This window comes from Planococcus koreensis (assembly GCF_004761975.1).
Taxonomy (GTDB): Bacteria; Bacillota; Bacilli; order Bacillales_A; family Planococcaceae; genus Planococcus; species Planococcus koreensis.
In genome coordinates, this window is the sequence record NZ_RQII01000004.1 from 1 (window position 1) to 21,183 (window position 21,183).

At 47.1% G+C, this 21,183-nt stretch carries 23 protein-coding genes; all 23 read right to left on the bottom strand.

Annotated features, from left to right (window positions below; genetic code table 11):
- The coding region (locus tag EGV91_RS00475; RefSeq protein ID WP_135500211.1) for a YggS family pyridoxal phosphate-dependent enzyme at window positions 1-661 on the bottom strand (661 nt) is incomplete at its 3' end.
- A gap of 241 nt (window positions 662-902) precedes the next feature.
- Window positions 903-2,081: a cell division protein FtsZ gene (gene ftsZ / locus EGV91_RS00480; protein ID WP_135500212.1), complete on the bottom strand. Its 1,179-nt coding sequence runs from the start codon at window positions 2,079-2,081 to the stop codon at window positions 903-905.
- Between the two features lie 56 nt (window positions 2,082-2,137).
- Window positions 2,138-3,418, bottom strand: a complete 1,281-nt coding sequence (ftsA, locus tag EGV91_RS00485; RefSeq protein WP_135500213.1) for a cell division protein FtsA — start codon at window positions 3,416-3,418, stop codon at window positions 2,138-2,140.
- Window positions 3,419-3,519: 101 nt separating this feature from the next.
- Entirely contained in the window at window positions 3,520-3,885 is a 366-nt protein-coding gene (locus EGV91_RS00490) for a small basic family protein (RefSeq protein WP_135500214.1), read from the bottom strand.
- Window positions 3,886-3,890: 5 nt separating this feature from the next.
- Window positions 3,891-4,604 (bottom strand): DUF881 domain-containing protein, encoded by a 714-nt coding sequence (locus EGV91_RS00495; protein ID WP_135500215.1) that lies wholly within the window; start codon window positions 4,602-4,604, stop codon window positions 3,891-3,893.
- 16 nt (window positions 4,605-4,620) lie between these two features.
- Entirely contained in the window at window positions 4,621-5,343 is a 723-nt protein-coding gene (locus EGV91_RS00500) for a DUF881 domain-containing protein (protein ID WP_135500280.1), read from the bottom strand.
- Complete coding sequence (locus EGV91_RS00505; RefSeq protein ID WP_135500216.1) at window positions 5,321-6,103, bottom strand: cell division protein FtsQ/DivIB; 783 nt, start codon at window positions 6,101-6,103, stop codon at window positions 5,321-5,323. Before EGV91_RS00505 ends, EGV91_RS00500 begins: the two co-directional genes overlap by 23 nt.
- A gap of 19 nt (window positions 6,104-6,122) precedes the next feature.
- Window positions 6,123-7,487, bottom strand: a complete 1,365-nt coding sequence (gene murD, locus EGV91_RS00510) for a UDP-N-acetylmuramoyl-L-alanine--D-glutamate ligase (RefSeq protein WP_135500217.1) — start codon at window positions 7,485-7,487, stop codon at window positions 6,123-6,125.
- Between the two features lies 1 nt (window position 7,488).
- Window positions 7,489-8,457 carry a phospho-N-acetylmuramoyl-pentapeptide-transferase gene (mraY, locus tag EGV91_RS00515; RefSeq protein ID WP_135500218.1) on the bottom strand — a complete coding sequence of 323 codons (969 nt, stop codon included), beginning with the start codon at window positions 8,455-8,457 and terminating at the stop codon, window positions 7,489-7,491.
- Window positions 8,458-8,486: 29 nt separating this feature from the next.
- Window positions 8,487-10,802: a penicillin-binding protein gene (locus tag EGV91_RS00520; protein WP_135500219.1), complete on the bottom strand. Its 2,316-nt coding sequence runs from the start codon at window positions 10,800-10,802 to the stop codon at window positions 8,487-8,489.
- Entirely contained in the window at window positions 10,799-11,158 is a 360-nt protein-coding gene (gene ftsL / locus EGV91_RS00525) for a cell division protein FtsL (protein ID WP_135500220.1), read from the bottom strand. The genes EGV91_RS00520 and ftsL overlap by 4 nt, the downstream gene beginning before the upstream one ends.
- A 31-nt stretch (window positions 11,159-11,189) precedes the next feature.
- Window positions 11,190-12,134: a 16S rRNA (cytosine(1402)-N(4))-methyltransferase RsmH gene (gene rsmH / locus EGV91_RS00530; protein ID WP_135500221.1), complete on the bottom strand. Its 945-nt coding sequence runs from the start codon at window positions 12,132-12,134 to the stop codon at window positions 11,190-11,192.
- A 21-nt stretch (window positions 12,135-12,155) separates the two neighbouring features.
- Window positions 12,156-12,587, bottom strand: coding sequence for a division/cell wall cluster transcriptional repressor MraZ (mraZ, locus tag EGV91_RS00535; protein WP_135500281.1), 432 nt, complete (start codon window positions 12,585-12,587; stop codon window positions 12,156-12,158).
- A gap of 148 nt (window positions 12,588-12,735) precedes the next feature.
- Window positions 12,736-14,061 carry a bacillithiol biosynthesis cysteine-adding enzyme BshC gene (gene bshC / locus EGV91_RS00540; RefSeq protein ID WP_277751524.1) on the bottom strand — a complete coding sequence of 442 codons (1,326 nt, stop codon included), beginning with the start codon at window positions 14,059-14,061 and terminating at the stop codon, window positions 12,736-12,738.
- 35 nt (window positions 14,062-14,096) lie between these two features.
- Window positions 14,097-14,354, bottom strand: a complete 258-nt coding sequence (gene bshC, locus EGV91_RS17430; RefSeq protein ID WP_277751525.1) for a bacillithiol biosynthesis protein BshC — start codon at window positions 14,352-14,354, stop codon at window positions 14,097-14,099.
- A gap of 121 nt (window positions 14,355-14,475) precedes the next feature.
- Entirely contained in the window at window positions 14,476-14,859 is a 384-nt protein-coding gene (locus tag EGV91_RS00545) for a DUF3397 family protein (RefSeq protein ID WP_135500222.1), read from the bottom strand.
- Window positions 14,860-14,862: 3 nt separating this feature from the next.
- On the bottom strand, window positions 14,863-15,720 hold the full coding sequence (locus EGV91_RS00550; RefSeq protein WP_135500223.1) for a ketopantoate reductase family protein: 858 nt from the start codon (window positions 15,718-15,720) through the stop codon (window positions 14,863-14,865).
- A gap of 80 nt (window positions 15,721-15,800) precedes the next feature.
- Entirely contained in the window at window positions 15,801-17,351 is a 1,551-nt protein-coding gene (locus EGV91_RS00555) for an acyl-CoA carboxylase subunit beta (RefSeq protein ID WP_135500224.1), read from the bottom strand.
- 32 nt (window positions 17,352-17,383) lie between these two features.
- Window positions 17,384-17,599, bottom strand: a complete 216-nt coding sequence (locus EGV91_RS00560; RefSeq protein ID WP_135500225.1) for a biotin/lipoyl-containing protein — start codon at window positions 17,597-17,599, stop codon at window positions 17,384-17,386.
- Window positions 17,596-18,945, bottom strand: a complete 1,350-nt coding sequence (locus EGV91_RS00565) for an acetyl-CoA carboxylase biotin carboxylase subunit (RefSeq protein ID WP_135500226.1) — start codon at window positions 18,943-18,945, stop codon at window positions 17,596-17,598. The genes EGV91_RS00560 and EGV91_RS00565 overlap by 4 nt, the downstream gene beginning before the upstream one ends.
- Window positions 18,946-19,494: 549 nt before the next feature.
- A complete protein-coding gene (locus tag EGV91_RS00570) occupies window positions 19,495-20,247 on the bottom strand; it encodes an enoyl-CoA hydratase/isomerase family protein (RefSeq protein ID WP_135500227.1) in 753 nt (250 codons plus the stop codon).
- Window positions 20,248-20,330: 83 nt separating this feature from the next.
- Window positions 20,331-20,507 (bottom strand): 50S ribosomal protein L32, encoded by a 177-nt coding sequence (rpmF, locus tag EGV91_RS00575; RefSeq protein WP_135500228.1) that lies wholly within the window; start codon window positions 20,505-20,507, stop codon window positions 20,331-20,333.
- Between the two features lie 24 nt (window positions 20,508-20,531).
- Window positions 20,532-21,065 carry a YceD family protein gene (locus tag EGV91_RS00580; RefSeq protein WP_135500229.1) on the bottom strand — a complete coding sequence of 178 codons (534 nt, stop codon included), beginning with the start codon at window positions 21,063-21,065 and terminating at the stop codon, window positions 20,532-20,534.
- Window positions 21,066-21,183 lie beyond the last annotated feature (118 nt).

The following is a 21,183-nucleotide window of genomic DNA, read 5'->3' on the forward strand; positions in this document are numbered from 1 at the left end:
CCTCACTTTCCGACCCTACTAATGCAGTACCTATGCGAACAAAAGTTGCTCCTTCTTGGGCGGCAATGACGTAATCATTGGACATACCCATAGAACATTCCGTACACGGGGCGTGCTCCATCTTTTCTGCGGCCACTTGAAGTTGAAGCGATTTAAGCTCTTTGAACACAGTGCGGATCAAAGCACTGTCACTGGTGTTCGGCGCCATTGTCATTAACCCGACCACCTGGATTTTATCAAAGGCTGTAAGCGAACGGATAAAATCCAGTGTCTCTTCCGGCAATATTCCGCTTTTGGTTTCTTCGTTGGAGACATTCACTTGCACAAAGCATTTCAATGGTTTTTCTGCCCGTTTCTGAATTTCCTTCGCCAGGCTCAGGCGGTCAAGTGAATGGAGATAGTCGATGTTATTGACGACGTCTTTCACTTTTCTGGTCTGCAGATTGCCGATATAATGCCACGAGACGCCGGCGTCTATAGATTGGAGCTTCAAGGCAAGTCCTTCCGGACGGTTTTCGCCAAGATGCCGGATGCCGGCATCGATTGCTTCTTGAGTCCTTTCAACACCGACCTGTTTCGTCACCGCAATAATGTTGATCCCTGGGCGGATGCTATTTAATTCGTTAGTAATATTTTCAAAAACCGGTTTTATCGCGTTCATTTATTCACAACTTTTCTAAGGATGTTCAATCAATCCCAATCGGCAAAAGCCCATCAAAACCAATTGCCACTAAGCCTGACCATTTATTGGCCCTGCTGCTTGAAGTTTCACTTTATTGTACCAAGTATAGGCATATTTATCAATTAAGCTCTGCCGTCATTGTCTTTCCGCTTTGGCAGCAACGCGATGACCTCTTTTAAGCGCAATAAAAAAACAGCTGCCGGTTCGGCAGCTGTTGTGATTAGCGTCTCTTTTGTCGGTTGCGCAAGAATGTCGGGATGTCTAGTGCATCATCCTGTTGTTTTTCCTGGCGCACAGGCTCTTGTTGGTAAGAAGGCGCGTGGTCTTCACGGCGCTGTTCTTCGCGGCGCGATTCACGTAGTGAAGGCGGCGGAGACTGCTGCTGGATAGACTGTACGCGGCTAGAATTCAATCCAGAGCCCCGCGGCGTTCTTGGTTGTACCTGCTCTTCGTTGAAACCTGTAGCAATTACAGTGACAACAATTTCATCTTTCAGATTGTCATTGATGACAGATCCGAAAATCATGTTTACATCTTCGTCAGATGCCGATGCAACGATGTCCGCTGCTTCTTGGACTTCGTACAAGCTCAAGTTCGATCCGCCCGTGATGTTCATAAGAACACCTTTAGCGCCATCGACGGATACTTCAAGCAACGGGCTTGAAACGGCTTTTTTCGCTGCTTCAGAAGCACGGTTTTCACCAGAAGAAACACCGATCCCCATCAATGCAGAACCTTTATTCGACATGATTGTTTTAACGTCAGCAAAGTCAAGGTTGATCAATCCAGGAACTGCGATCAAATCTGAGATACCTTGGACACCTTGGCGCAAAACGTTATCCGCTTCACGGAATGCTTCAAGCATCGGCGTGCTCTTGTCGACGATTTCAAGCAAACGGTCATTCGGAATGACGATAAGCGTATCAACCGATTCTTTCATCGTGCTGATTCCGCTGATTGCTTGTGTAGAACGCTTGCGGCCTTCGAAAGTGAATGGGCGTGTTACGACCCCTACCGTCAAAGCCCCAAGTTCTTTAGCGATTCCAGCGATGACTGGTGCAGCACCGGTACCAGTACCGCCGCCCATGCCGGCAGTTACGAATACCATATCCGCGCCGCGCAATGCTTCTTCAATTTGTTCTTTGCTTTCTTCAGCCGCTTTTTTGCCGACTTCAGGGTTAGCTCCAGCACCAAGGCCGCGCGTTAATTTGCCGCCGATTTGCAGGCGGACTTCCGCTTTGGATAAGTTTAACGCTTGAGCATCAGTGTTGACTGCGATAAATTCTACACCTTGGACTCCGTGTTCGATCATGCGGTTGACAGCGTTGTTTCCGCCGCCGCCGACACCGATAACTTTAATTATTGCCATAGCATCAATTGATGTATCAAATTCCAACATTCTTTTTCCTCCTAAAATTGCTCCGCTTTTAAAGTAAGCATGATGCAATGTTCATTTTATTCGAAGAATCGGTCAAACATTTTCTTAGCTTTTGAAACGACGCCTTCAGTATTTTCCTTAGGCTGTTTTGGCTGTTTTTTAGGATGGTGTTCTTGCTCGATTTTCGCTGACTCTGTCAATGCAGCGCTCGCTCCTAAACGGCCATAGAACATATCTTCCATGTACGCGTATTGGATAAGCCCAACTGCTGTCGTGTACTGTGGTTCGCGGACGCCGATGAATTCCGGCACGAACAAACGGACACGGGTTTGAAGAATGTGGCGAGCCAATTCCGGCAGCCCTTCTAATTTCGCCATTCCGCCAGTCAATACGACGCCTCCTGGAAGGTCTTGGACGCCAAGGCGGTAAAGCTCATCTAAAATCAATTCAAAAAGTTCTTCCAGGCGGACCCCGATGATTTCAGATATGTATTTCTGGCTATATTGCTCTTTCGTATCTGAACCGATCACAGGAACTTCGAACAATTCATCTTCAGATGCATCGTCGTAGAACGCGTGGCCATGTTCCAGCTTGATCTTTTCTGCTTGTTCTGTCGGTGTTTTCAAGACGATCGATAAATCTTTTGTGACATGCTCGCCGCCGACAGGTATGACTGATGAAGCTGTCAAGTGGCCGTCTTGGAAAACAGCGATCGATGTCGATCCTCCACCGATATCGATGCAGGCCGTGCCGTGATTTTTTTCATCTTCAGTTAAAGCATAATAACCGGCAACCAATGGCTGCATGTAAATTTCACGAATCGAAAGGCCAGCACGTTCAACGCATCTTAGAACGTTGTGCAAAACGGTTTTCGATGTCGTAACCATTGTACCATCCATTTCAAGGCGAATCCCAATCATACCCCGCGGATCTTTGATTTCGTCCAAATGGTCGACAATGTATTGTTCAGGAATGATGTTGACGATTTCGCGTTCTGGCGGAATTGAGATGACTTGCGCCGCATCCATTACGCGGTCCAAATCCTCATCCGTAATTTCGCGGTCTTCGCTGTTTACGGCAACTACGCCTTTTACCGGCTGCAGCATGGCTTTATTGGCAGGAATGCCTAGAACCACTTCGTGGATCTGCTTGCCGATCATTCTCTCTGCTTGGTCGACAGCTTTTTTAATCGATTGAACTGTTGCATCTATATCAACAATCGCACCTTTTTTTATGCCATTTGATTTTACGTTTCCTACTCCGATAACGTGCAATGATTTATTGGCCATTTCCCCGATAAGTACTTTAACGGATGACGAACCGATGTCTAGGCTTACATATAATTCTGATTGACTCAATTCGTGGCACCTCCTTAAATTAACTTCATTAGTTTCATTCTATTGTAAATTGTGCACCTTGTCTAAGCAAAACAGCAGAAGTTTGTAAATTTCCTTACAATTCACCCCTGTGTTTCGCGCAATTCTTTTTTCTCTGCCCATTTCGTCAAAATTATGCGCCGGATGACAGCGATATTCTGGAACAGCCGCACACCGAATGCAAAAATGGCAGCGAGGTAAAGATCCACTCCTAAATGCACCCCTAAGAAAGCGAGGCCGGCGGCAAGGGCGATGTTAAAGAAAAAACCCGATACAAATACCTTATCATCATACACCTGCTGTAAATGGGCCCTTATTCCCCCGAACAATGTATCCAGGGAGGCCAGAACCGCTATCGACAGATAGTTCGCATATTCAGGAGGGATTTGGATGTCCGTCAGCAATCCTAATGATATTCCCAATATTAAGCCCAAAATGGATAGCCACATCTATACTACTCCTTTGCTTCCTCTAGCAGATTATAATCAATGTCTTTGCCGTACGCTTCGATTGCCAATTCAGCAGTCGGTTCTGATACTTCAACGATCAGATCGTCGATATAGAAATCATCGCGCAGCGGAGACGACAGCAAATGGTTATAAAGCGTTTCTGTGTCTTCCATGGAATTCGCTACGATTTTTATGTTGAACGGCGGCGTCTGGATTGGCACCGTGTTCACCGTCGTCCTGCCGTTGATGTCACGGATTGCCGTTGTATTGACTATCCGGTTGCCATCGATCGATACATATAATCCATTAAATCGGTTGATTTCGTTTACAAACCGGATCAGCAAGTCAGGAGCAATGCCTTCGATATTCTGCCCCAAAGCGACCGCTTCAGGCGAAGGTTCTATTGACACCTCAATTCCTGGGCCGGCCGTTTCCGTAAGCCCCGCAGTCTTTCGCAAATCCTCTACCGTTTCGACTAATGCCTGTTCCGGGCTCTGGTCCGCCGCGTCTTCGTACTTGGATAAAGTTTCTGACAGCTGGCCGATTTCCGATAGCAATTCCGAGTGGAGCTGCTTTTCACGCGAAAGTTCCTGCCGCACTTCCCAAACATCGCGCGTATCCCGTGAGTTCGGTTCGTTCAAGGTATTGTATTGGATGGCCGTCATTAAGCCGATGATGAATAAAATCAGCGAAAACCGGAAAGATATGATTTTTTTCATGATGGCTCCCCTTTACTCAAGATTCTGATAGCATGGCAGGCATGGATATTTTCTGGCCCATATCCAGCGTGACGATGATATTATCGTTGAGCAGCTGATCCATGACGCCGCCTGAAAGTTTCATGGAAGATTCGAGCACATCGGATTTGCCGATCGCTTCAATTGTAAACGGTGCCGGATACTGAACGCCATCGACCGTTATTACCGGTCCAGTGCAGACAATATAGGAATTTCCATCTATGCGCTGGCCATTGACGGAAATGGCTTGCGCTCCGGAAATGTAAAGCTCGTTGATGACTTGGAACACATGGCTTTCATGGACGATATAATCGTTCGGGTTTTCCGAATTGCCATCATATTCGCCGTCCTGCAGCGTCACTTTCAAGCCGTCCCCTTCCACTGGCAGAGCTCCGACATAGCGGCGCAGCGATTCTGCTTCATCCGCATAATCACTGAACCGGTCTGGCCCATCAGAAAAAGATTGCTCGTATTTCTGGACTGCCGCCTGTTTTTCTTCCAATTCGGCCCGCAGGTCTTTATTTCGTTCTTGTTGTTCGATCAATTGGCCGCGGAAGCGCTCTTCTTGCTCGAAAAATGCACCGCCTGTGTAGCCGCTCTTGTTTTTTTCAGCTTGGGATAGGCTGAAGGAATAAGCCATGATAAAGCCCAACACCAGAAAAACCAGCGAAAAAATAATTGATTTGCTGAAACGCCGATTACTCTTCTTCGGGTTCTTCATCATCTTCACCTTCTTTCGGAGGCCCGTACATGTCGTCATATGAGCGGAAGAAGATTCCGACCTCCATGTCAATTACGCCTTTTTGCCCTTCATCGAGCTGCGCAATAACTGAGGGGTAATAATTCAGTTTTTCCGCCAACGTGCTTAACGTCCCTTTGACTTCGTTGCCATCGTTCATATACAGGCTCACCAAAGGTGAACTTTCTTCCGGATTCAACGTAATCTGGGAAATGAGGTTATAAACCTCAGAATCGACGTCGGTTAACTGCGCCGCTAGTTTCTGGCGGGTTTCATCATTTTCAAAATTGGTGAAAATCGGACCGCTGACTGAATCTACGGGCTTTTCCAAAGCATATCCGTTTGATAAAACCATCTGATAACCGGTTTCGTTATCCAGGTAGCCTATTTTTTCGTGTTCTGCAATGTAGATTTCCAAACCAGTCAACCATTTTTTTTCGACCCTTGAAGCTTTTACCCATTCGAGGCCGTTCAATTTTTCTTCAATCTCTTTTTCAGTGAAGCTCCACATCGAATCTCCAAATTCCAGGCCGCTGGCTTGCTGGTAATCGACCGGCGCGTAAAGATTAGCGCCCGCCACCGCAACATCCTGAAGTTTGCTGTATTTTGTCTGGCTGTAGATGGCCACAACCAGCAACAAAAGAAAAATGGTCAGCAGCGCCACGAACTTGCGATTGGTTCTTTTTTTCCGCCGCTCACGGAGCGTCGGGATGCGTTCTTCGATATCAATCACTTTGTCCATACTCGCTGCTCCTTATCTTTTAGTCGTTTGCTTGCGTTACACGCTGTACCGCATCGATAAACGCATCGCCGCGGATTTCAAAATTTTCATACTGGTCCCAGCTTGCACAAGCCGGTGATAATAATACCGTGTCGCCGCTTTGTGAGTTGCCGACCGCTTTTTCAACGGCTTCCAGCATATCTTCCGCTTTTGCGACTGTTGGAACTCCGTTAGCCGATGCGAATTCCGCAAACCGGCCGGCAGTTTCGCCAAATGTAATAAGCGCTTTGACCCGAGGCATGAACGGACGCAATTCTTCCAAAGAATGATTGCGTTCGAGCCCGCCGGCCAACAAAATGATTTGGCCTGGGAAAGCCTCCAAAGCACTTTTCGTAGCAAGTGCATTTGTCGCTTTCGAGTCGTTGTAGAATTTGCGCCCTTTCCATTCAAGGACGAATTGTGAACGGTGCTTTACACCTGTAAATGACGTCAGGACGCGGATAATAGTTTCTTTCGTGCCGCCCCATAATAACGCAGCCGCTGTGGCTGCTAAAATATTTTCTAAATTATGCTGGCCGCCTAACAAGATTTTCGAACGTTCAATCAAGGCCTCGCCTTGCCAGTAGATAAAGCGGTCATCCGCACTGATGCTTTCTTCCGTGCGGCCTTTCAGCGTGAACGGAATCAATTGTGCACGGCATCCAGCCGCGAAATCAGCAAGCATAGGCTGGTCTGCATTGTAGATGAAAAAATCTTCAGGAAGCTGATTGGCTGCGATTTTCATTTTTGATCCGACGTAATCACCCGCTGTACCGTGGTAATCCAAATGAGCTTCATACAGGTTTGTAATGATTGCAATATGAGGACGGAACTTTTCAACGCCTTTTAATTGGAACGACGAAAGTTCTGTGACGATGACGTTATCCGGTGTTGCTTTTTCCGCCACACCGCTTGCGACTGTACCGATATTGCCCGCAATCAAAGGCTTTTTCTTATCCTGGTTAAGCATATGGAACAACAGCGTCGTTGTGGTCGTTTTGCCGTTCGAACCGGTGATGCCGATAAACGGCGCTTCACTGATCAAATAAGCAAGTTCGATTTCTGTCCAGATTGGAATCCCTTTTTCGACAGCGGACTCAATGATGACGTTGGAATACGGAATTCCTGGGTTTTTGACAACCAATTCAAATCCTTCATCAAGCAAATCTTCTGGATGCCTTCCGCAAATGACCGTAACGCCCAAATTCAATAATTCCTGAGCTTCCGGGTTCGCTTCGAATGGCTTTGAATCATTCACTGTAACAAATGCACCTAACTGATGCAGGATGCGCGCCGCTGTAAAGCCGCTTTTCGCTAATCCAAGCACCAACACTTTTTTATGGAAAACCTGTTCAACTTGTTTCATTTTATAAAACCTCCAGCGCAACTGCGATAACCGCTGCAGCAAGCCCTACTGCCCAAAAGACAGTAACGACTTTCCATTCGGACCAGCCGCTCAATTCGAAATGGTGGTGAATCGGACTCATTTTGAAAATCCGCTTTTTTCTTAATTTGAAACTGCCGACCTGCAAAATAACAGACGCCGTTTCAATGACGAAGACCAAGCCGATGATGAGCAGCAGCAATTCCTGCTTCAACAAAATCGAGACCATTGCAAGAGCCCCTCCGAGGGCAAGAGATCCCGTGTCGCCCATAAAGACTTTAGCCGGGTATTTATTGAACACCAGAAAGCCTAAGAGCGCGCCTGCTACCGCGAAGGTGAACATGGCAATGCCTTCTTGTTCCTGTATGATGGCAATGACGCCGAACGCAGCAAAAGCGATTGATGCAGTTCCAGCCACTAATCCGTCCAGGCCATCTGTCAAATTGACGGCGTTCGAGAAGCCGACAAGCCAGAATATGATAAATAACACATACAGCATAGATAACTCGATAGAGAAATCAGTGAACGGAATATACACCGCTGTGTCGAATTCAGTGCCGTTCAATAGGAAAAACGAAATAACGGCAATAACGATCTGGGCAATCAATTTTTGCAGTGATGTCAACCCGAGATTCCGCTTCAAGACCACTTTGATAAAGTCGTCCAAAAATCCGATCAACCCGTAGCCGAATAAAACCAGCAGCAGGATGGTGATTTCCTGTGACATCCGGTCCGCAAAAAGCGCGACCCCCAATACAGTAATGATGATCGCGATCAAGTAGACAAGGCCGCCCATTGTAGGCGTCCCCGTTTTTTTCATATGGGACTCTGGCCCCTCTTCACGGATGCTCTGGCCAAATTTCATCCTTCTTAAAAGCGGGATAAAAATAGGCATTAAGGCAACCGTGAGCAAAAAAGCAATTCCAAATCCAAGCAATATATATCCATTCATGTTAGCAAAGAGCTCCTTTAAACATTAAATTATTGGGCTGAATCTTCAGCTGGTGCTTGTTCATTTTGTTCTGTTTCAGCCGATTCGCCTTCTGCCGATTCATCAGCAGGAGGCGTTTCCGGCACAACTTCAGGTTCAGCGGTTTCTTCCGCTGGAATCCCTTCCATGCCATCGGTCATTTGCACTTGGAACGATTCTTCCGGCGTCAGCATCTGCACAACGACCGGTTCCCCTTCTGTTATTGCCGAGCCCGGTGTCAGGCTCTGGCTTGCGGCGTAGCCTTCGCCGACAATCTCCAGTGAGATGCCGCTGAGCGATTGGAACGCCAGCAAGTCTCGTTTAGACCAGGCGGTAAAGTCCGGCAATGCCGTTTCGCCCGCCGTTTTTAAAATCACTGTGCCGCCTTCGACAATCGTTTCTCCAGCTTGCGGGTATTGGCCTTCCACCTTAGAGGCGGCGCCAGTTGAAATGACTTTCAGGCCTTTAGCGGTAAGCTGCTCAGCAACTTTCGCTGACTCAAGACCGGTATAATCTTCCAGTTCCGCTTTTTTTACAGTTTCTGCATTTTTCGGTTTAATATTCATGTATTTAAGCCCGTTCTCCATGACAGAGGTAAAGATTTTTGCAACTGGCACTGAGCCATACTCGTCTGCCGGCAGTTCAGGCTCCTGAACACCAATATAAATGAGCAGTTCCGGATCTTCAGCCGGAGCCACACCCAAAAATGAGAATAGGTACTTGTTTCGTCCGGTTTTATACAGCCCATTTTCTCCAGGAACTTGCGCCGTTCCGGTTTTGCCGGCTACCGTATAATCCTGCAGCGCAAAACCGCGTGCGGACCCCGCCTCCGAAGTTACAGTGGAAGCCAGGATTTCCCTCACCTGTTTTGCCGTTTCGGCTGAAATCGGATTGCCAGCTTCGGTCGGTTCGCTTTTCTTGGTTACTTCGCCAGTGTCCGGGTTTTTAATCTGGTCGATGACATACGGCTGCATCATCGTTCCATCATTTGCAATGGCGGATGCAGCTTGGATCATTTGGACCGGCGTGACCGTCGATCCTTGGCCGTAAGACATGGTCAATCGATCGATCGGCCATTTGTCGAGAATCGTTCCCGATGCTTCATTTGGCAGATCAATGCCGGTTTTTTCGCCGAATCCGAACGCGTCGATATACCGCATCAAGTTTTCAGGTCCTAAGCGCTCGAGCAAGTATGCCATCGAAACGTTCGATGAACGCTGGAATCCTTCCAAAAATGTGATGCTTCCCCAACCGCGCCCGCTATTATGGTCGCCAATCGTGCGGTCAAGCAAGGTATACGTCCCCGATTCGTAATAAGCATCCGGATCCCATTTTCCTTCTTCAATCGCTGAAGCGAGTGTAAACATCTTCATCGGAGAACCGGGTTCGATGGTCAACTCAATGCTTTCATTGAGCCAGTTGTCGGACAGGCCTTCCCGCGTGTTAGGATTGAAAGTCGGCCGTTGGGACATTCCCAGAATTTCTCCGGTTTTCGGGTCCGCAATAACGGCGATCATGCGCTTCGGTGAATATTCTTCTTGAACGCTGGACATCGCATCTTCTAAAAAGTTCTGCAGTGTTTTATCCAATGTCAATTGGACATTGGACCCGTCCACTGCGGGAGTTACCACCGATTCACTATTTGGCAGTAAAAAGCCCCATTTATCTGTGCTGAATTCCATTTTCCCGTTCTTTCCAGTTAATACTTCATCGTGGATTGCTTCAAGACCCATTTTCCCTTTCGTTACCATCTGCCCATCCTTTTGCTCTTCTTTCAATGCAAAACCGATCAAATGAGAGGCAAAAGAACCGTTCGGGTAAAGGCGCTTCAAGTCCCGGACGAATAAAACGCCCGGAAGTTTTTCTTCTTTCATTTCAAGCATTTTCGTATGGCTGATTTCACGTCCCGCAACACCGAATTCGACTTGGTAGCGGTCTTTTTCAATTCCGGAATTCAAGATGCTTATAAGTTTATCTTCTGGGGTATCCAAATAATCAGACAATACTTCGGCTGTATGTTCCACGTCAGTTACATGCCGCGGGTTGCTGGCCTTCTGTGTGGCCGATTCATCCACGACGGCAACGACTTTATACGTCAACGTATCTTCTGCGATCACTTCGCCGTTGCGGTCAAGGATTTTCCCCCGTTTGGCTGTAAGCACTTCTTCCTGGCTGTATTTCGCTGCAGCTCTTGCGGCTAATTCCTGCCCTTCAACAGAACCTGTGGCCTGAATCGTTACGATTCTTGCCGTTAAAAGGAAAAAGAGCCCTGCAAAAACTAAAAACAGCAGAAAGGCTCCCCATTGAAATCGAAACTTTTTTTTCATTGCCCTGGCACTACCTTTACATTTCGCTCATTTGGTTTTAGGCCGCTTTCCTTTGCTTTTGCCCAAATGCGATCGTATCTGGATAGTTCGCTGACTTGCACAGACAAATCTGTATTTTGTTTCACTTTTTCATCGATTGAATGTTCAATTGTTTGTATTTCCTGAGACGAAGCCTGAATCACTGACTGGTTTTGCAGCACAAGAACAGCGCACAGTACGAATACAGCTACGAATGACAAGTAAAGGAATTTTTCGCCTTTAGTAATGAGATTTCTTTTTTTAGCCGGCTCCCGGGTAGGGTTTTGAGGAACGGCCGGCTGTTGTATGTATGCTTCTTTTCTTGCATATAAAGCCATTTGAACACGTCCTAACTCTCTTTTTTAGATCTTATTTCTGATCTTTCACTTTTTCGGCAATTCTCAATTTCGCTGATCGCGAACGGTTATTATGCTCCAATTCCTCCGCTGAAGGAAGAATGGGTTTGCGTGTAATCAACTTTAATATCGGTTCCATGCCTTCCGGTATGACAGGCAAGTTCGGCGGAAGTTCAGGCATTGATGAATGTTCTTTGAAAATCGCCTTGCACAGTCTATCTTCAAGCGAATGGAATGTGATGACGCTGATGCGCCCTCCAATGGCCAATAGCTCGATTGCGTCTTGCAGCGACGTTTCAGCTGCACCTAATTCATCATTTACTGCTATACGGATTGCTTGGAATACCCGCTTCGCAGGATGTCCGCCTTTGCGTCTCGCAAATGCCGGAATCCCGTCTTTAATGCATTCGACCAATTGCCCTGTTGTTTCAATCGGCGCTAGCTCTCTAGCTGCTTCGATCTTTCTGGCAATTTGCTTGGAAAACTTCTCTTCTCCATAACGATAGAATATACGCACCAAATCTTCGAATGCCCATTCGTTGACGACATCGTAAGCGCTTAACTTCGCCGTTTGGTCCATCCTCATATCCAATGGTGCATCATTATGGTAGCTGAATCCCCGTTCTGGAGTATCAAGCTGAGGCGATGACACGCCTAAATCATAAAGGATGCCATCCACTTTCGTGATGCCGCGCATTTCCAGTTCTTCTTTAATGAATTTAAAATTAGCATGGATAAATGTAATCTTGTCTAAATAATCTTTCAACTTCAGCTTGGCATGGTCAATCGCTGTCGCATCTTGGTCGAAACAATACAAATGCCCTTTTTCGGACAATTGCTGCACCAGATACTCGCTATGCCCTGCTCCGCCAAGCGTGCAGTCTACGTAAATGCCGTCAGGACGAATGTTCAGTCCATCGACGGTCTCGTGAAGTAAAACCGTGGTGTGGTTGAACAATCATTTCCCTCCGTTCAGTTTCTAAAAATCAAAGTCCGCTAAATTTTCCGCAATATCATTAAAAGAATCTTCAGATGCCGTAAAATACTCTTCCCATGCATCTTTAGACCAAATTTCAAATCTATTGGAGACACCGAGTATGACGCATTCTTTTTCAAGTTTCGCATATGATATCAAGGTCGATGGTATGTTGACGCGCCCTTGTTTATCGAGTTCCACTTCCGAGGCACCCGAGAAAAAGAACCGTGTAAATGCACGTGCGTCTTTTTTAGTGACCGGCAGCTCTTTCAGCTTGTCTTCGATCTTTATCCATTCATCCATTGTGTAGCCAAATAAGCACTGGTCCAGGCCTCGGGTAATGACAAAGTTCTCCCCGAGTTGTTCACGAAATTTTGCCGGAACGATTAATCGTCCTTTAGCATCAACGCTATGTTGATATTCTCCCATGAACATGCCATCCACCCCACTTATTGTTTTTAATGTACCACAATCCCCCACTTCCCACCACTTGTTTTTTAAATATTTCACGTATGTTACAGAAAAAAATCCCAATTGCACTTCTTGAGACAAAAAAAAGCCTGCCGAGGCAGACTTTGCGTGCTTATAAGTAGATGAGTTTATGATTTTTGTCATATTCAAAATCGAGTGCAAGCAGCTCTTTAACAAGGTTCAATCCATAGTCATTCATATACGGGAACGGGCTGAAAATTCGTTCCTGGTAGCCGCCATTCGGATGCAGCTCCAGTTCCAGCAAATCAAAGTGGGCGAATTGTGTGCTGTTCTGCAGAATTACTTCATCTTCTAATTTGTTCTTCAGGAATTGCAGTTGTTTCTGATGGAATTGCAGGTTTTTCTCAACCAGCGGTTCCAATCCCCCACTTATCGTTGAAAATGCTTTTTTGATTTCGATGTATTTGGCTTGGAGCTGCTGTTCCAGTTCTTCAATGAGCTGTTCCGCCTGTTCTTCGCGTATCGACTCCATCAAATGCTGGCGCATTTCGGGAATTTTTTGGCCTTTTGCTACTTCGGCGGCTGACAGATTGTATTTCTTCAATAAGGCCTCAACTTTTCTAGAAACCAAGGTCATGCTCAAACGCGGCATAACAACTGGCATTTCCATCCCTGCTGTTTGAAATACATTTTTCAATGCAGCCCAATAAGCGATTTCGCCTGGCCCGCCTACAAAAGCCAAGACCGGAAAGACCATTTCCTGCATCAATGGACGGGTCACTACATTATTGCTGAGATTTTCAGGTGATGTTCTTGCGATTTCCAGCAGTTCATCCAATGTGTATTCGATAGCCGCTCCTTTTCCTGTGAAGCGTTCGCCTTCACGCTGAAGAAGAATCCGCTCGCCCTGCACCGTGACAAATAAATTGGCGGCATTTTCTTCAGCTCCGATAGCTGCAGCATACCCGGCTTCCTGCAATTGCGCTTCAGTATCGGCAACGGCATGCGCTATCTCTTCAGAGTGCCGGATCATCTCCTCGAAATATGGAGTTTCGTATTGGCGAAGAGACGTATCCGCAGCGTCAATATACAATAGCCCTTCTTCGTTGAAAAAATGGTTTAAAAGCAGCGCAAAGAAATCCGTGTAGGAATCTGCCTTTTCCAACTTTGTAAATACCAACGCCTGCAGCTCTTTGCTATAGGCTGTCTCTGGCAGGCTACGGAAGTATTCTTTCAAATAGGCTTCGACCGTTGATTTATTCAATTGTGCCGTGGAAGCAGAATTCTTGCCATATTCAGTATGTGGGACATTTAATTTGTCGAGCCGGCCGTTTATACCGCGGTACAAGTGGCTGACTTCTGCTAAATCATGGTCTTCTCCCGCAATCCAGAAAACAGGTACGACGTCCGTTCCCAACTCAACAGCTGCTTGCTTAGCCAGCACGATGATGGAGATGGCTTTGTGGACAGTGTACAAAGGACCTGTAAGAAGGCCTGCCTGCTGCCCCGCAACTACGACGGCGCGCCCGCTTCGAAAGCTGCCAAATTCTTTTCGGCATTCTCGGAAAGACCGTTCGGAGACATATAATTGCGCAGGATCCCAGTGAGCTGGTGCCGATCCACTGGATGCTCTTTCAGTTTTTGATAGCGCTCTTTGAACTGCGCCGTGTCTGGTTTATAAGAAAAAAATTGTCCGATCGCGGGTTCGCCGTTTATGTAATCGTTCATCAGTTTACTGGCCGGTTCTATATAAAGTTCCTCTATATTCATTTAAAAATGTCCCCTTTTCCCTTTACATTCAGATACAACTATATCAAACCTGGACGCCATTGAAAAAAAATAAGCTTACAAGTTCAGGCTGCGGAGTTTCCACAGGCCTTTCTTGTAAGCTTCAAGCAGTCAAGAAGTCGTTGAGTGCGAACGCAATTCCCACTGCCCAGATCAAGCAATGGGCAATGCTGAGCAGCAGAAAATAAACTCGCCAGGTTTTGCGCCCCAGTTTCAGGATTTCAATTTCCTTCGACTTTTTCCATTCATTGATGAGCATGGCAATCGCCACGATAATCGCTGCCGCATAAGAAATGAATGAAGCGTCAAATTCCCATAAGGCTCCGATAGCCACCGGAATTGAAAAAAACAAGAGAAAAGTGGTCAAGTCCGCAGCCAAGCCGATTGAGCGATAGCCCAACCGCTTTCTTGCGAAAAGTACGATTAGTATAAAGGCAGTGGCAGGGGCGAAAATGAAAACGGCCCCAAGCGAATAAAAGATATCCATTGGTTAAACCTCGACTGATTTTAATAAATTATAAAAAGCTTTTAATGTCGGCAGTTCGATCGGCGACCGCATCAATGTGTAGCGGATGATCGTGTCGATCTCCATCTTCCGGCCGGCCCGTTTATCAGCAAGCATTGACGACGTGTTGCCAGCAGTTGATGCGCACAAAGAAGTAACTTCTTCAAATGGCAATAAGGCGTCGATATCTGGAAATGCCCTGTATAGATCCGTATACAGATCTTTCATCAATTCGTAGGCGTAGGGGTTCGTCAGCAATTCGCCGTTCTTGATCTCCATCAGCGCTGTCAGCGGATTGATGATGCTGTTGAGCAGCACTTTCCGGAACAGCATGCGATCGGCATCTTCATGCCAGCGGGTCAGCACTCTCCTTAAATCAAGCAAGGGCAAAAAATGCCTTTTCTCGCCTTTCAGCAAAGCCAAATTCAAAACTCCTTTGCCGGTGTGTTCGATTTCGTTATCGCTGATGCGGATCACCCCATGCTCGACACTGCCTGCAGCTATGTTCGGCTGAGGCATGCTTTTCAAGTACTCAAGGTGCAGCATGCCGTTCTGCAGGAAGACGATGGGATTTTCAGCACATTCCTTGTTGACGGTCGGCAGAATTTCTTCAAGAGCATCGTATTTCACGGCAAGCAGCACAATCGCATGGCGATTGATGTTTTCCAGTTTTTCAGACGCATCGACAACATAATAGGCACTGCCCCTTTTGATGCCTTGCTCATTGATCAATTGCGCCTGTTCTTTGCGATGGGTGATCAGCTTAACGCTGGCCCCTGCATCGCGGAGCATGCAGGACATCAGCATACCGACAGAACCTGCCCCCACTACGACGTATTCCATTACAACCCCTCCTAGCCAGAATGGTTTCACCTTTTTAAAAGAAGCCTGCCTTAGCAAGGCAGACTTCTGGTTTCATTTTATTATACAGGAGTAATGGCATGTTTTCGATATGGCAACGGCAATTCTTTTGATTCATAGAAGGATAGGCGCTGCGCCAGGACTCCGCGCAATTGGTGGGGAGCCACAATTTCATCGATGATCAATTCAGAAGCCAATTTGTAGATATCGATTTCTTCTTTATACTCGCGATGTTTTTCCTGCACATACTTGATGCGCTCTTTCGGATCTTCGATCGCTTCAATTTTATTTGAATAAACAGCATTGACTGCTGCTTCCGGGCCCATGACCGCGATTTGTGCAGTCGGCAATGCGATGCAGACGTCCGGTTCGAAAGCCGGGCCTGCCATTGCATACAATCCTGCGCCGTAAGCTTTGCGGACGATGACCGAAATTTTCGGCACGGTCGCAGAACTCATCGCAGCAATGAATTTCGCGCCGTGGCGGATGATGCCTGCGCGCTCGACTTTCGTACCGATCATGAAGCCTGGCACATCTGCAAGGAATAAGAGCGGAATCGAAAAGGCGTCGCATAAGTTGATGAATTTTGCGCCTTTGTCGGCAGAATCGCCGAACAACACGCCGCCTTTGACTTTCGGCTGGTTGGCAAGGATGCCGACGACTTGGCCTTCAATGCGGGCGATTCCTGTAATCAATTCTGCCGCAAACAATTTCTTGATGTCGAAAAAGCTTCCTTCGTCGACTAATTGGTCGATCAATTCATACATATCAAATGGTGCGTTCTGGTTTTCCGGAATAATCGCTTCCAGCGTCCGGCCAGCTTTCGCTGCCTTCGCTTCGATTTTTTCCGGCTTCATCGCAAAGTTCGCGGGGAAGTTCTGCAGGTAACGGCGTGCTTCGGAAATCGCTTCTTCTTCCGTCGCCACCAACACATCACCGACGCCGCTGACCGTACAATGCATCCGCGCTCCACCCATTTCTTCAAGCGTCACTTTTTCACCGATGACTTTTTCAGCCATCCGCGGTGAACCCAAATACATCGAAGCATTGCCTTCGACCATGATGACGATGTCGCAGAAGGCAGGAATATAAGCTCCGCCAGCTGCAGATGGTCCGAATAACAAGCAGACCTGCGGCACCATGCCGGACATTCTTACTTGGTTATGGAAAATCCGCCCCGCACCCCTACGGTTTGGAAACATGTCCAATTGATCGGTAATCCGTGCACCGGCTGAATCGACCAGGTAAAGCATCGGCACTTGCATTTTCTCAGCGGTTTCCTGGATGCGGATAATTTTCTCCACTGTCCGGAAGCCCCACGAACCGGCTTTTACCGTCGAATCATTGGCCATAACACAAACGGTTTGGCCATTGACTTTGCCGATTGCCGTCACAACGCCATCAGCCGGCAAATCGCCCGCTTCGACGTTGGCAAAGCGGCCGTCTTCCACGTAGTTTTCGTCGTCAAACAGCAATTTCAAGCGGTCCCGAACGAATAATTTATTGCTTTCTTTCATTTTTTCATGGTATTTGGGATGGCCGCCCGCAAAAATCGTTGCAAGTTTTTGTTCCAAACGCTCATTATACCCCGTTGTTTCGGTTGTTTTAGTCATTTCACTTGTCCCCTTTGCGTAAAAAACTCCGCTTATTCAGCGATTGTAACCAATGTCTCTTCTTCGTTGACGAAACCGCCGATTTCGACATGGACCTTTTCAACTACGCCGCCGACTTCAGCTTCCACCGGGATCTCCATTTTCATGGATTCAAGCATAACCACTGCCTGGCCTGGCGTTACTGTATCGCCTTCTGCTACTAATACGTTTAGGACTGTTCCTGCCATTGATGCTTTTAATTCTTTCATGATTTTTGTTCCTCCTTTGATTTTTCCATCCATTCCGGCAGCACGGAAGTTGCGTATGCACCAGAAGCAAACGGTTCTGAACCGATAAATTCACGGTATAACGGCAAATTGGTTTTAACACCGACTATTGAAGCTTGATTGAAAAAATTCTGTGATTTATTCAAAGCGTCTGCCCGGTCAATGCCCGTGATGATCACTTTTGAAATCATCGGATCGTAAAACGGTGTTACGGTGTTGCCTTGTTCGTAGCCCGTTTCAATGCGCGCGCCTTGGCCCCATTCGACCGTCTGCAATAAGCCAGGTGATGGAAAGAACGTTTTCGGGTCTTCCGCATAAATCCGGTATTCGATGGAATGGCCTGTTGAGCGGATGCTGTCCTGCGATGGCAATGTTCCGCCAGCCGCCACGTCGAGCTGCCATTCAACCAAATCGTAGCCCGTCACTTCTTCGGTGACTGGATGCTCGACTTGAAGGCGTGTGTTCATCTCGAGGAAATAGAATTCATTGTTTTTATCAACGATGAATTCGACCGTCCCCGCATTCGTGTAGCTGACTGCTTTAGCTGCTTTGACCGCCGCATCGCATAATTGCTGGCGCACATCTTCCGGCAGATCCGGTGACGGCGACTCTTCAATCACTTTCTGGTTGCGGCGCTGGACCGAACAATTGCGTTCGAATAAATGAACGATATTGCCCTGCTCATCGCCAAAAATCTGCACTTCGATGTGGCGTGAATCTGCAATGAATTTTTCTAAGTAAACGACGTCATCACCGAAATACGCTTTAGCACGGTTTTTGACAGACGCAAACTGCTGACTGAGCGCTTGCTCACTATCACAGCGCACCATGCCGATGCCGCCTCCGCCTGCACTCGCTTTTAACATCAGCGGATAGCCGATTTTAGCAGCTTCTTCGATCGCTTCGTCAATCGTAGCAACCCCATTGACCGTTCCAGGCACTACAGGGACGCCTGCTTTCGCCATGGTTTGCCGGGATTCGAGCTTGTCGCCCATTTTTTCTATGATATCCGCGGAAGGTCCGATAAAAATCAGGCCGGCTTCTGCCACTTTACGGGCAAAGTCCGCGTTTTCCGACAACAGCCCATAGCCGGGATGAATCGCTTCGGCGTTATGCGCTTTTGCGGCTTCAATGATTTTGTCTGCTTGCAGATAAGACTGCACGACCGGATTCGGTCCGATCAATACTGCTTCAGTCGCTTCGTTGACGTAAGGCAGATCCCCATCTGCCTCGGAATGGATAGCGACCGTTTCGATGCCAAGGCGGCTGCACGTGCGGATAATGCGGCGCGCAATTTCGCCTCGGTTCGCGATCAGGATTTTTTTCATATTAGAAATACCCCCAATGTTTTTCTCCCTTCTCTAGCATATACGAATTTTGTAAGCGATTTCAACTATTGGGACGAAATTTTCTAAATATATAAATTGAACCGATGATTCATTATATGGATACTCCGCAAAACTTCTACGAAGGTATTGAGCCAAGAATTGGGGCGATACCTTTGCGACGAAGCACGCAGTGCTGCAGGAGCACGTTTTTTTTGCCGCGTGCGAGCGCTAAGCCGCTTCGTCGCTGCGCTCCTGTTTCTGCATCGCTGCGCTAGCTTCGAAACATAGAAAAGCGTTGCAGGGTCTTAGCTGACTCGCTTTCCCGCAGGCGTCTCCGCAGTTTTGCTCCGTATCTTCAGAATTGCAGATTTACATAAATATTTTATTTTCAAAGTGCTTATTAAGCGAAGGCACGATCAAGGGCTAGGCGAAGCAATGAGACGAGTATTCTTCTCGACTCAGGGCGGGAGCCATGCCCGGTGCGGTGTATAAACTATAAATTCTTATTCTCAGCCTAAATAGAAAAAAGACTCCCAACAAGCGGGAGCCTTATTTTTTGGATTTTGACAGGAAATTATCGACTGCTTCGTGGTGCGCGTCTTCTGCCCAAAGCTTGGCGCAGCGGCTGACTTCGGCTTCTACCCGTTCTTTCAGGTTAGTGGACTGCCATTGTCTGATGGCAATTTCCTTATAGGCTTGGTGGACTTCCGGCAGAATTTTTTTCATCGACCGGATAAAATCCGCCACATCGCCATCTTCTTTGATGATCTTTGTCGCCCATCCATTCTCCAGCAATTCATCCGCTGTATAAGGCTTGGCGTCGCACAGCATCTTTAAAGCATGGTCATGGCGCAGCATGTCCAATAAGTAGGTACCGCCGCCCCAGCCGCTTGTAATGGCCAGCGTGCCCTGTATAAAGCCGCATTTAGCATGTTCTCTTACGAGCCTGTAATCGCACGCCGTGGCAATCTCGCATCCGCCGCCGACTGCTGCCCCATTAACGAGCGCAATCACCGGCACAGGCAATGTCTTAATGCCATAAAGAACGTCGCTCATGCGCTTTAGCATCGGATATGCCTGTTCCTCTGTCTTTAACTCGTGAAAGACCGACAAATCGCCTCCAGAGCAGAAAGCCTGCGTGCCAGCTGCTGTAATGATGACGAAACGCGGTTTCAAGGTATGTACTTTGGTTATTAAGGTTTCAAGGCCTTCCATGACATCTGCGTTGATCGCATTGCGGATATCCGGCCGGTCAATTGTAAAAGTCAGGATTCCTTCTGCCAATTCAATTTTGTATGACATCTTGCCACCCCTTATTTTTGGATAGAGAAAAAGGCTATCGAGAGCCATGGCCTCTCAATAGCCTTTTAGCAGCAAATACTGGTTTACTTGCTTGCTACAACTTCTTTCCCTTTGTATGATCCACATGCTTTGCAGACGTGGTGAGCCAATTTCGATTCGCCACAGCTTGGGCAGTTTACCATGCCCGGCACTGACAATTTGAAATGTGTACGGCGTTTTCTTTTAACGGTTTTGGACGTTCTTCTAGCTGGTACAGCCATTGGTGACACCTCCTTACAATGATTCTATTCATCTGACTGATCAAAATACTTTGCTAAATCAGCAAGTCTTGGATCCGGTTTTGGTGGTGCTTCAGCTTTCTCGGCTTCCACTTGTTCATCTGTTGTGTACGACCAATCCTTGCCGCCTTTAATAACGGCTTCATCGGCGTCTTCCTTAAAGACTTGTATCGGAATCTCAAGCAGGACCAGTTCTTCGAGTATCGGCTGAAGATCAATTGTTTCAGCGTCTACAAAATGAACATTTTCATCCTTGCTTCCCCGGTCTTTTTCGGACCAAGAGAAGATTTCAACCGATTCAATGTCGATAGGGAATTCAACATCTTCCCAAGTTCGTGCACAAGGCAAGATTAACATGCCTTCGAGATGGAGCTTGCACGTCGTTTGTTGTGAACCAACTGTACACTTTCCTGTGACCCGCACAGCTGAAATTTCGCGAATATCGCTATTGCGCTTTTTCACTGCATCAAGCCGAACAGTTTCGTCAATTGGCATTCCGTCTTTGCGATGCTTCTGAAGCTGTTGAATCGCGATTTTCATAAAGTATCACCTCTAAGACAACAAAGTTTATTGTATAATGTACAGAAAAGGATGTCAAGATAAAATCTTGTCAGGGTGTACCTGATATCAGTAAACTGTATTGTAAGTTTACCAAAGG

What these genes read in the sequence shown, in the direction of transcription:
- ftsZ (WP_135500212.1), bottom strand. Translation starts at nt 2,081, where the DNA reads ATGTTGGAATTTGATACATCAATTGATGCTATGGCAATAATTAAAGTT.
- EGV91_RS00490 (WP_135500214.1), bottom strand. Translation starts at nt 3,885, where the DNA reads ATGTGGCTATCCATTTTGGGCTTAATATTGGGAATATCATTAGGATTG.
- EGV91_RS00495 (WP_135500215.1), bottom strand. Translation starts at nt 4,604, where the DNA reads ATGAAAAAAATCATATCTTTCCGGTTTTCGCTGATTTTATTCATCATC.
- EGV91_RS00500 (WP_135500280.1), bottom strand. Translation starts at nt 5,343, where the DNA reads ATGAAGAACCCGAAGAAGAGTAATCGGCGTTTCAGCAAATCAATTATT.
- EGV91_RS00505 (WP_135500216.1), bottom strand. Translation starts at nt 6,103, where the DNA reads ATGGACAAAGTGATTGATATCGAAGAACGCATCCCGACGCTCCGTGAG.
- murD (WP_135500217.1), bottom strand. Translation starts at nt 7,487, where the DNA reads ATGAAACAAGTTGAACAGGTTTTCCATAAAAAAGTGTTGGTGCTTGGA.
- mraY (WP_135500218.1), bottom strand. Translation starts at nt 8,457, where the DNA reads ATGAATGGATATATATTGCTTGGATTTGGAATTGCTTTTTTGCTCACG.
- EGV91_RS00520 (WP_135500219.1), bottom strand. Translation starts at nt 10,802, where the DNA reads ATGAAAAAAAAGTTTCGATTTCAATGGGGAGCCTTTCTGCTGTTTTTA.
- ftsL (WP_135500220.1), bottom strand. Translation starts at nt 11,158, where the DNA reads ATGGCTTTATATGCAAGAAAAGAAGCATACATACAACAGCCGGCCGTT.
- mraZ (WP_135500281.1), bottom strand. Translation starts at nt 12,587, where the DNA reads ATGTTCATGGGAGAATATCAACATAGCGTTGATGCTAAAGGACGATTA.
- bshC (WP_277751525.1), bottom strand. Translation starts at nt 14,354, where the DNA reads ATGAATATAGAGGAACTTTATATAGAACCGGCCAGTAAACTGATGAAC.
- EGV91_RS00545 (WP_135500222.1), bottom strand. Translation starts at nt 14,859, where the DNA reads ATGGATATCTTTTATTCGCTTGGGGCCGTTTTCATTTTCGCCCCTGCC.
- EGV91_RS00550 (WP_135500223.1), bottom strand. Translation starts at nt 15,720, where the DNA reads ATGGAATACGTCGTAGTGGGGGCAGGTTCTGTCGGTATGCTGATGTCC.
- EGV91_RS00555 (WP_135500224.1), bottom strand. Translation starts at nt 17,351, where the DNA reads ATGACTAAAACAACCGAAACAACGGGGTATAATGAGCGTTTGGAACAA.
- EGV91_RS00560 (WP_135500225.1), bottom strand. Translation starts at nt 17,599, where the DNA reads ATGAAAGAATTAAAAGCATCAATGGCAGGAACAGTCCTAAACGTATTA.
- EGV91_RS00565 (WP_135500226.1), bottom strand. Translation starts at nt 18,945, where the DNA reads ATGAAAAAAATCCTGATCGCGAACCGAGGCGAAATTGCGCGCCGCATT.
- EGV91_RS00570 (WP_135500227.1), bottom strand. Translation starts at nt 20,247, where the DNA reads ATGTCATACAAAATTGAATTGGCAGAAGGAATCCTGACTTTTACAATT.
- rpmF (WP_135500228.1), bottom strand. Translation starts at nt 20,507, where the DNA reads ATGGCTGTACCAGCTAGAAGAACGTCCAAAACCGTTAAAAGAAAACGC.
- EGV91_RS00580 (WP_135500229.1), bottom strand. Translation starts at nt 21,065, where the DNA reads ATGAAAATCGCGATTCAACAGCTTCAGAAGCATCGCAAAGACGGAATG.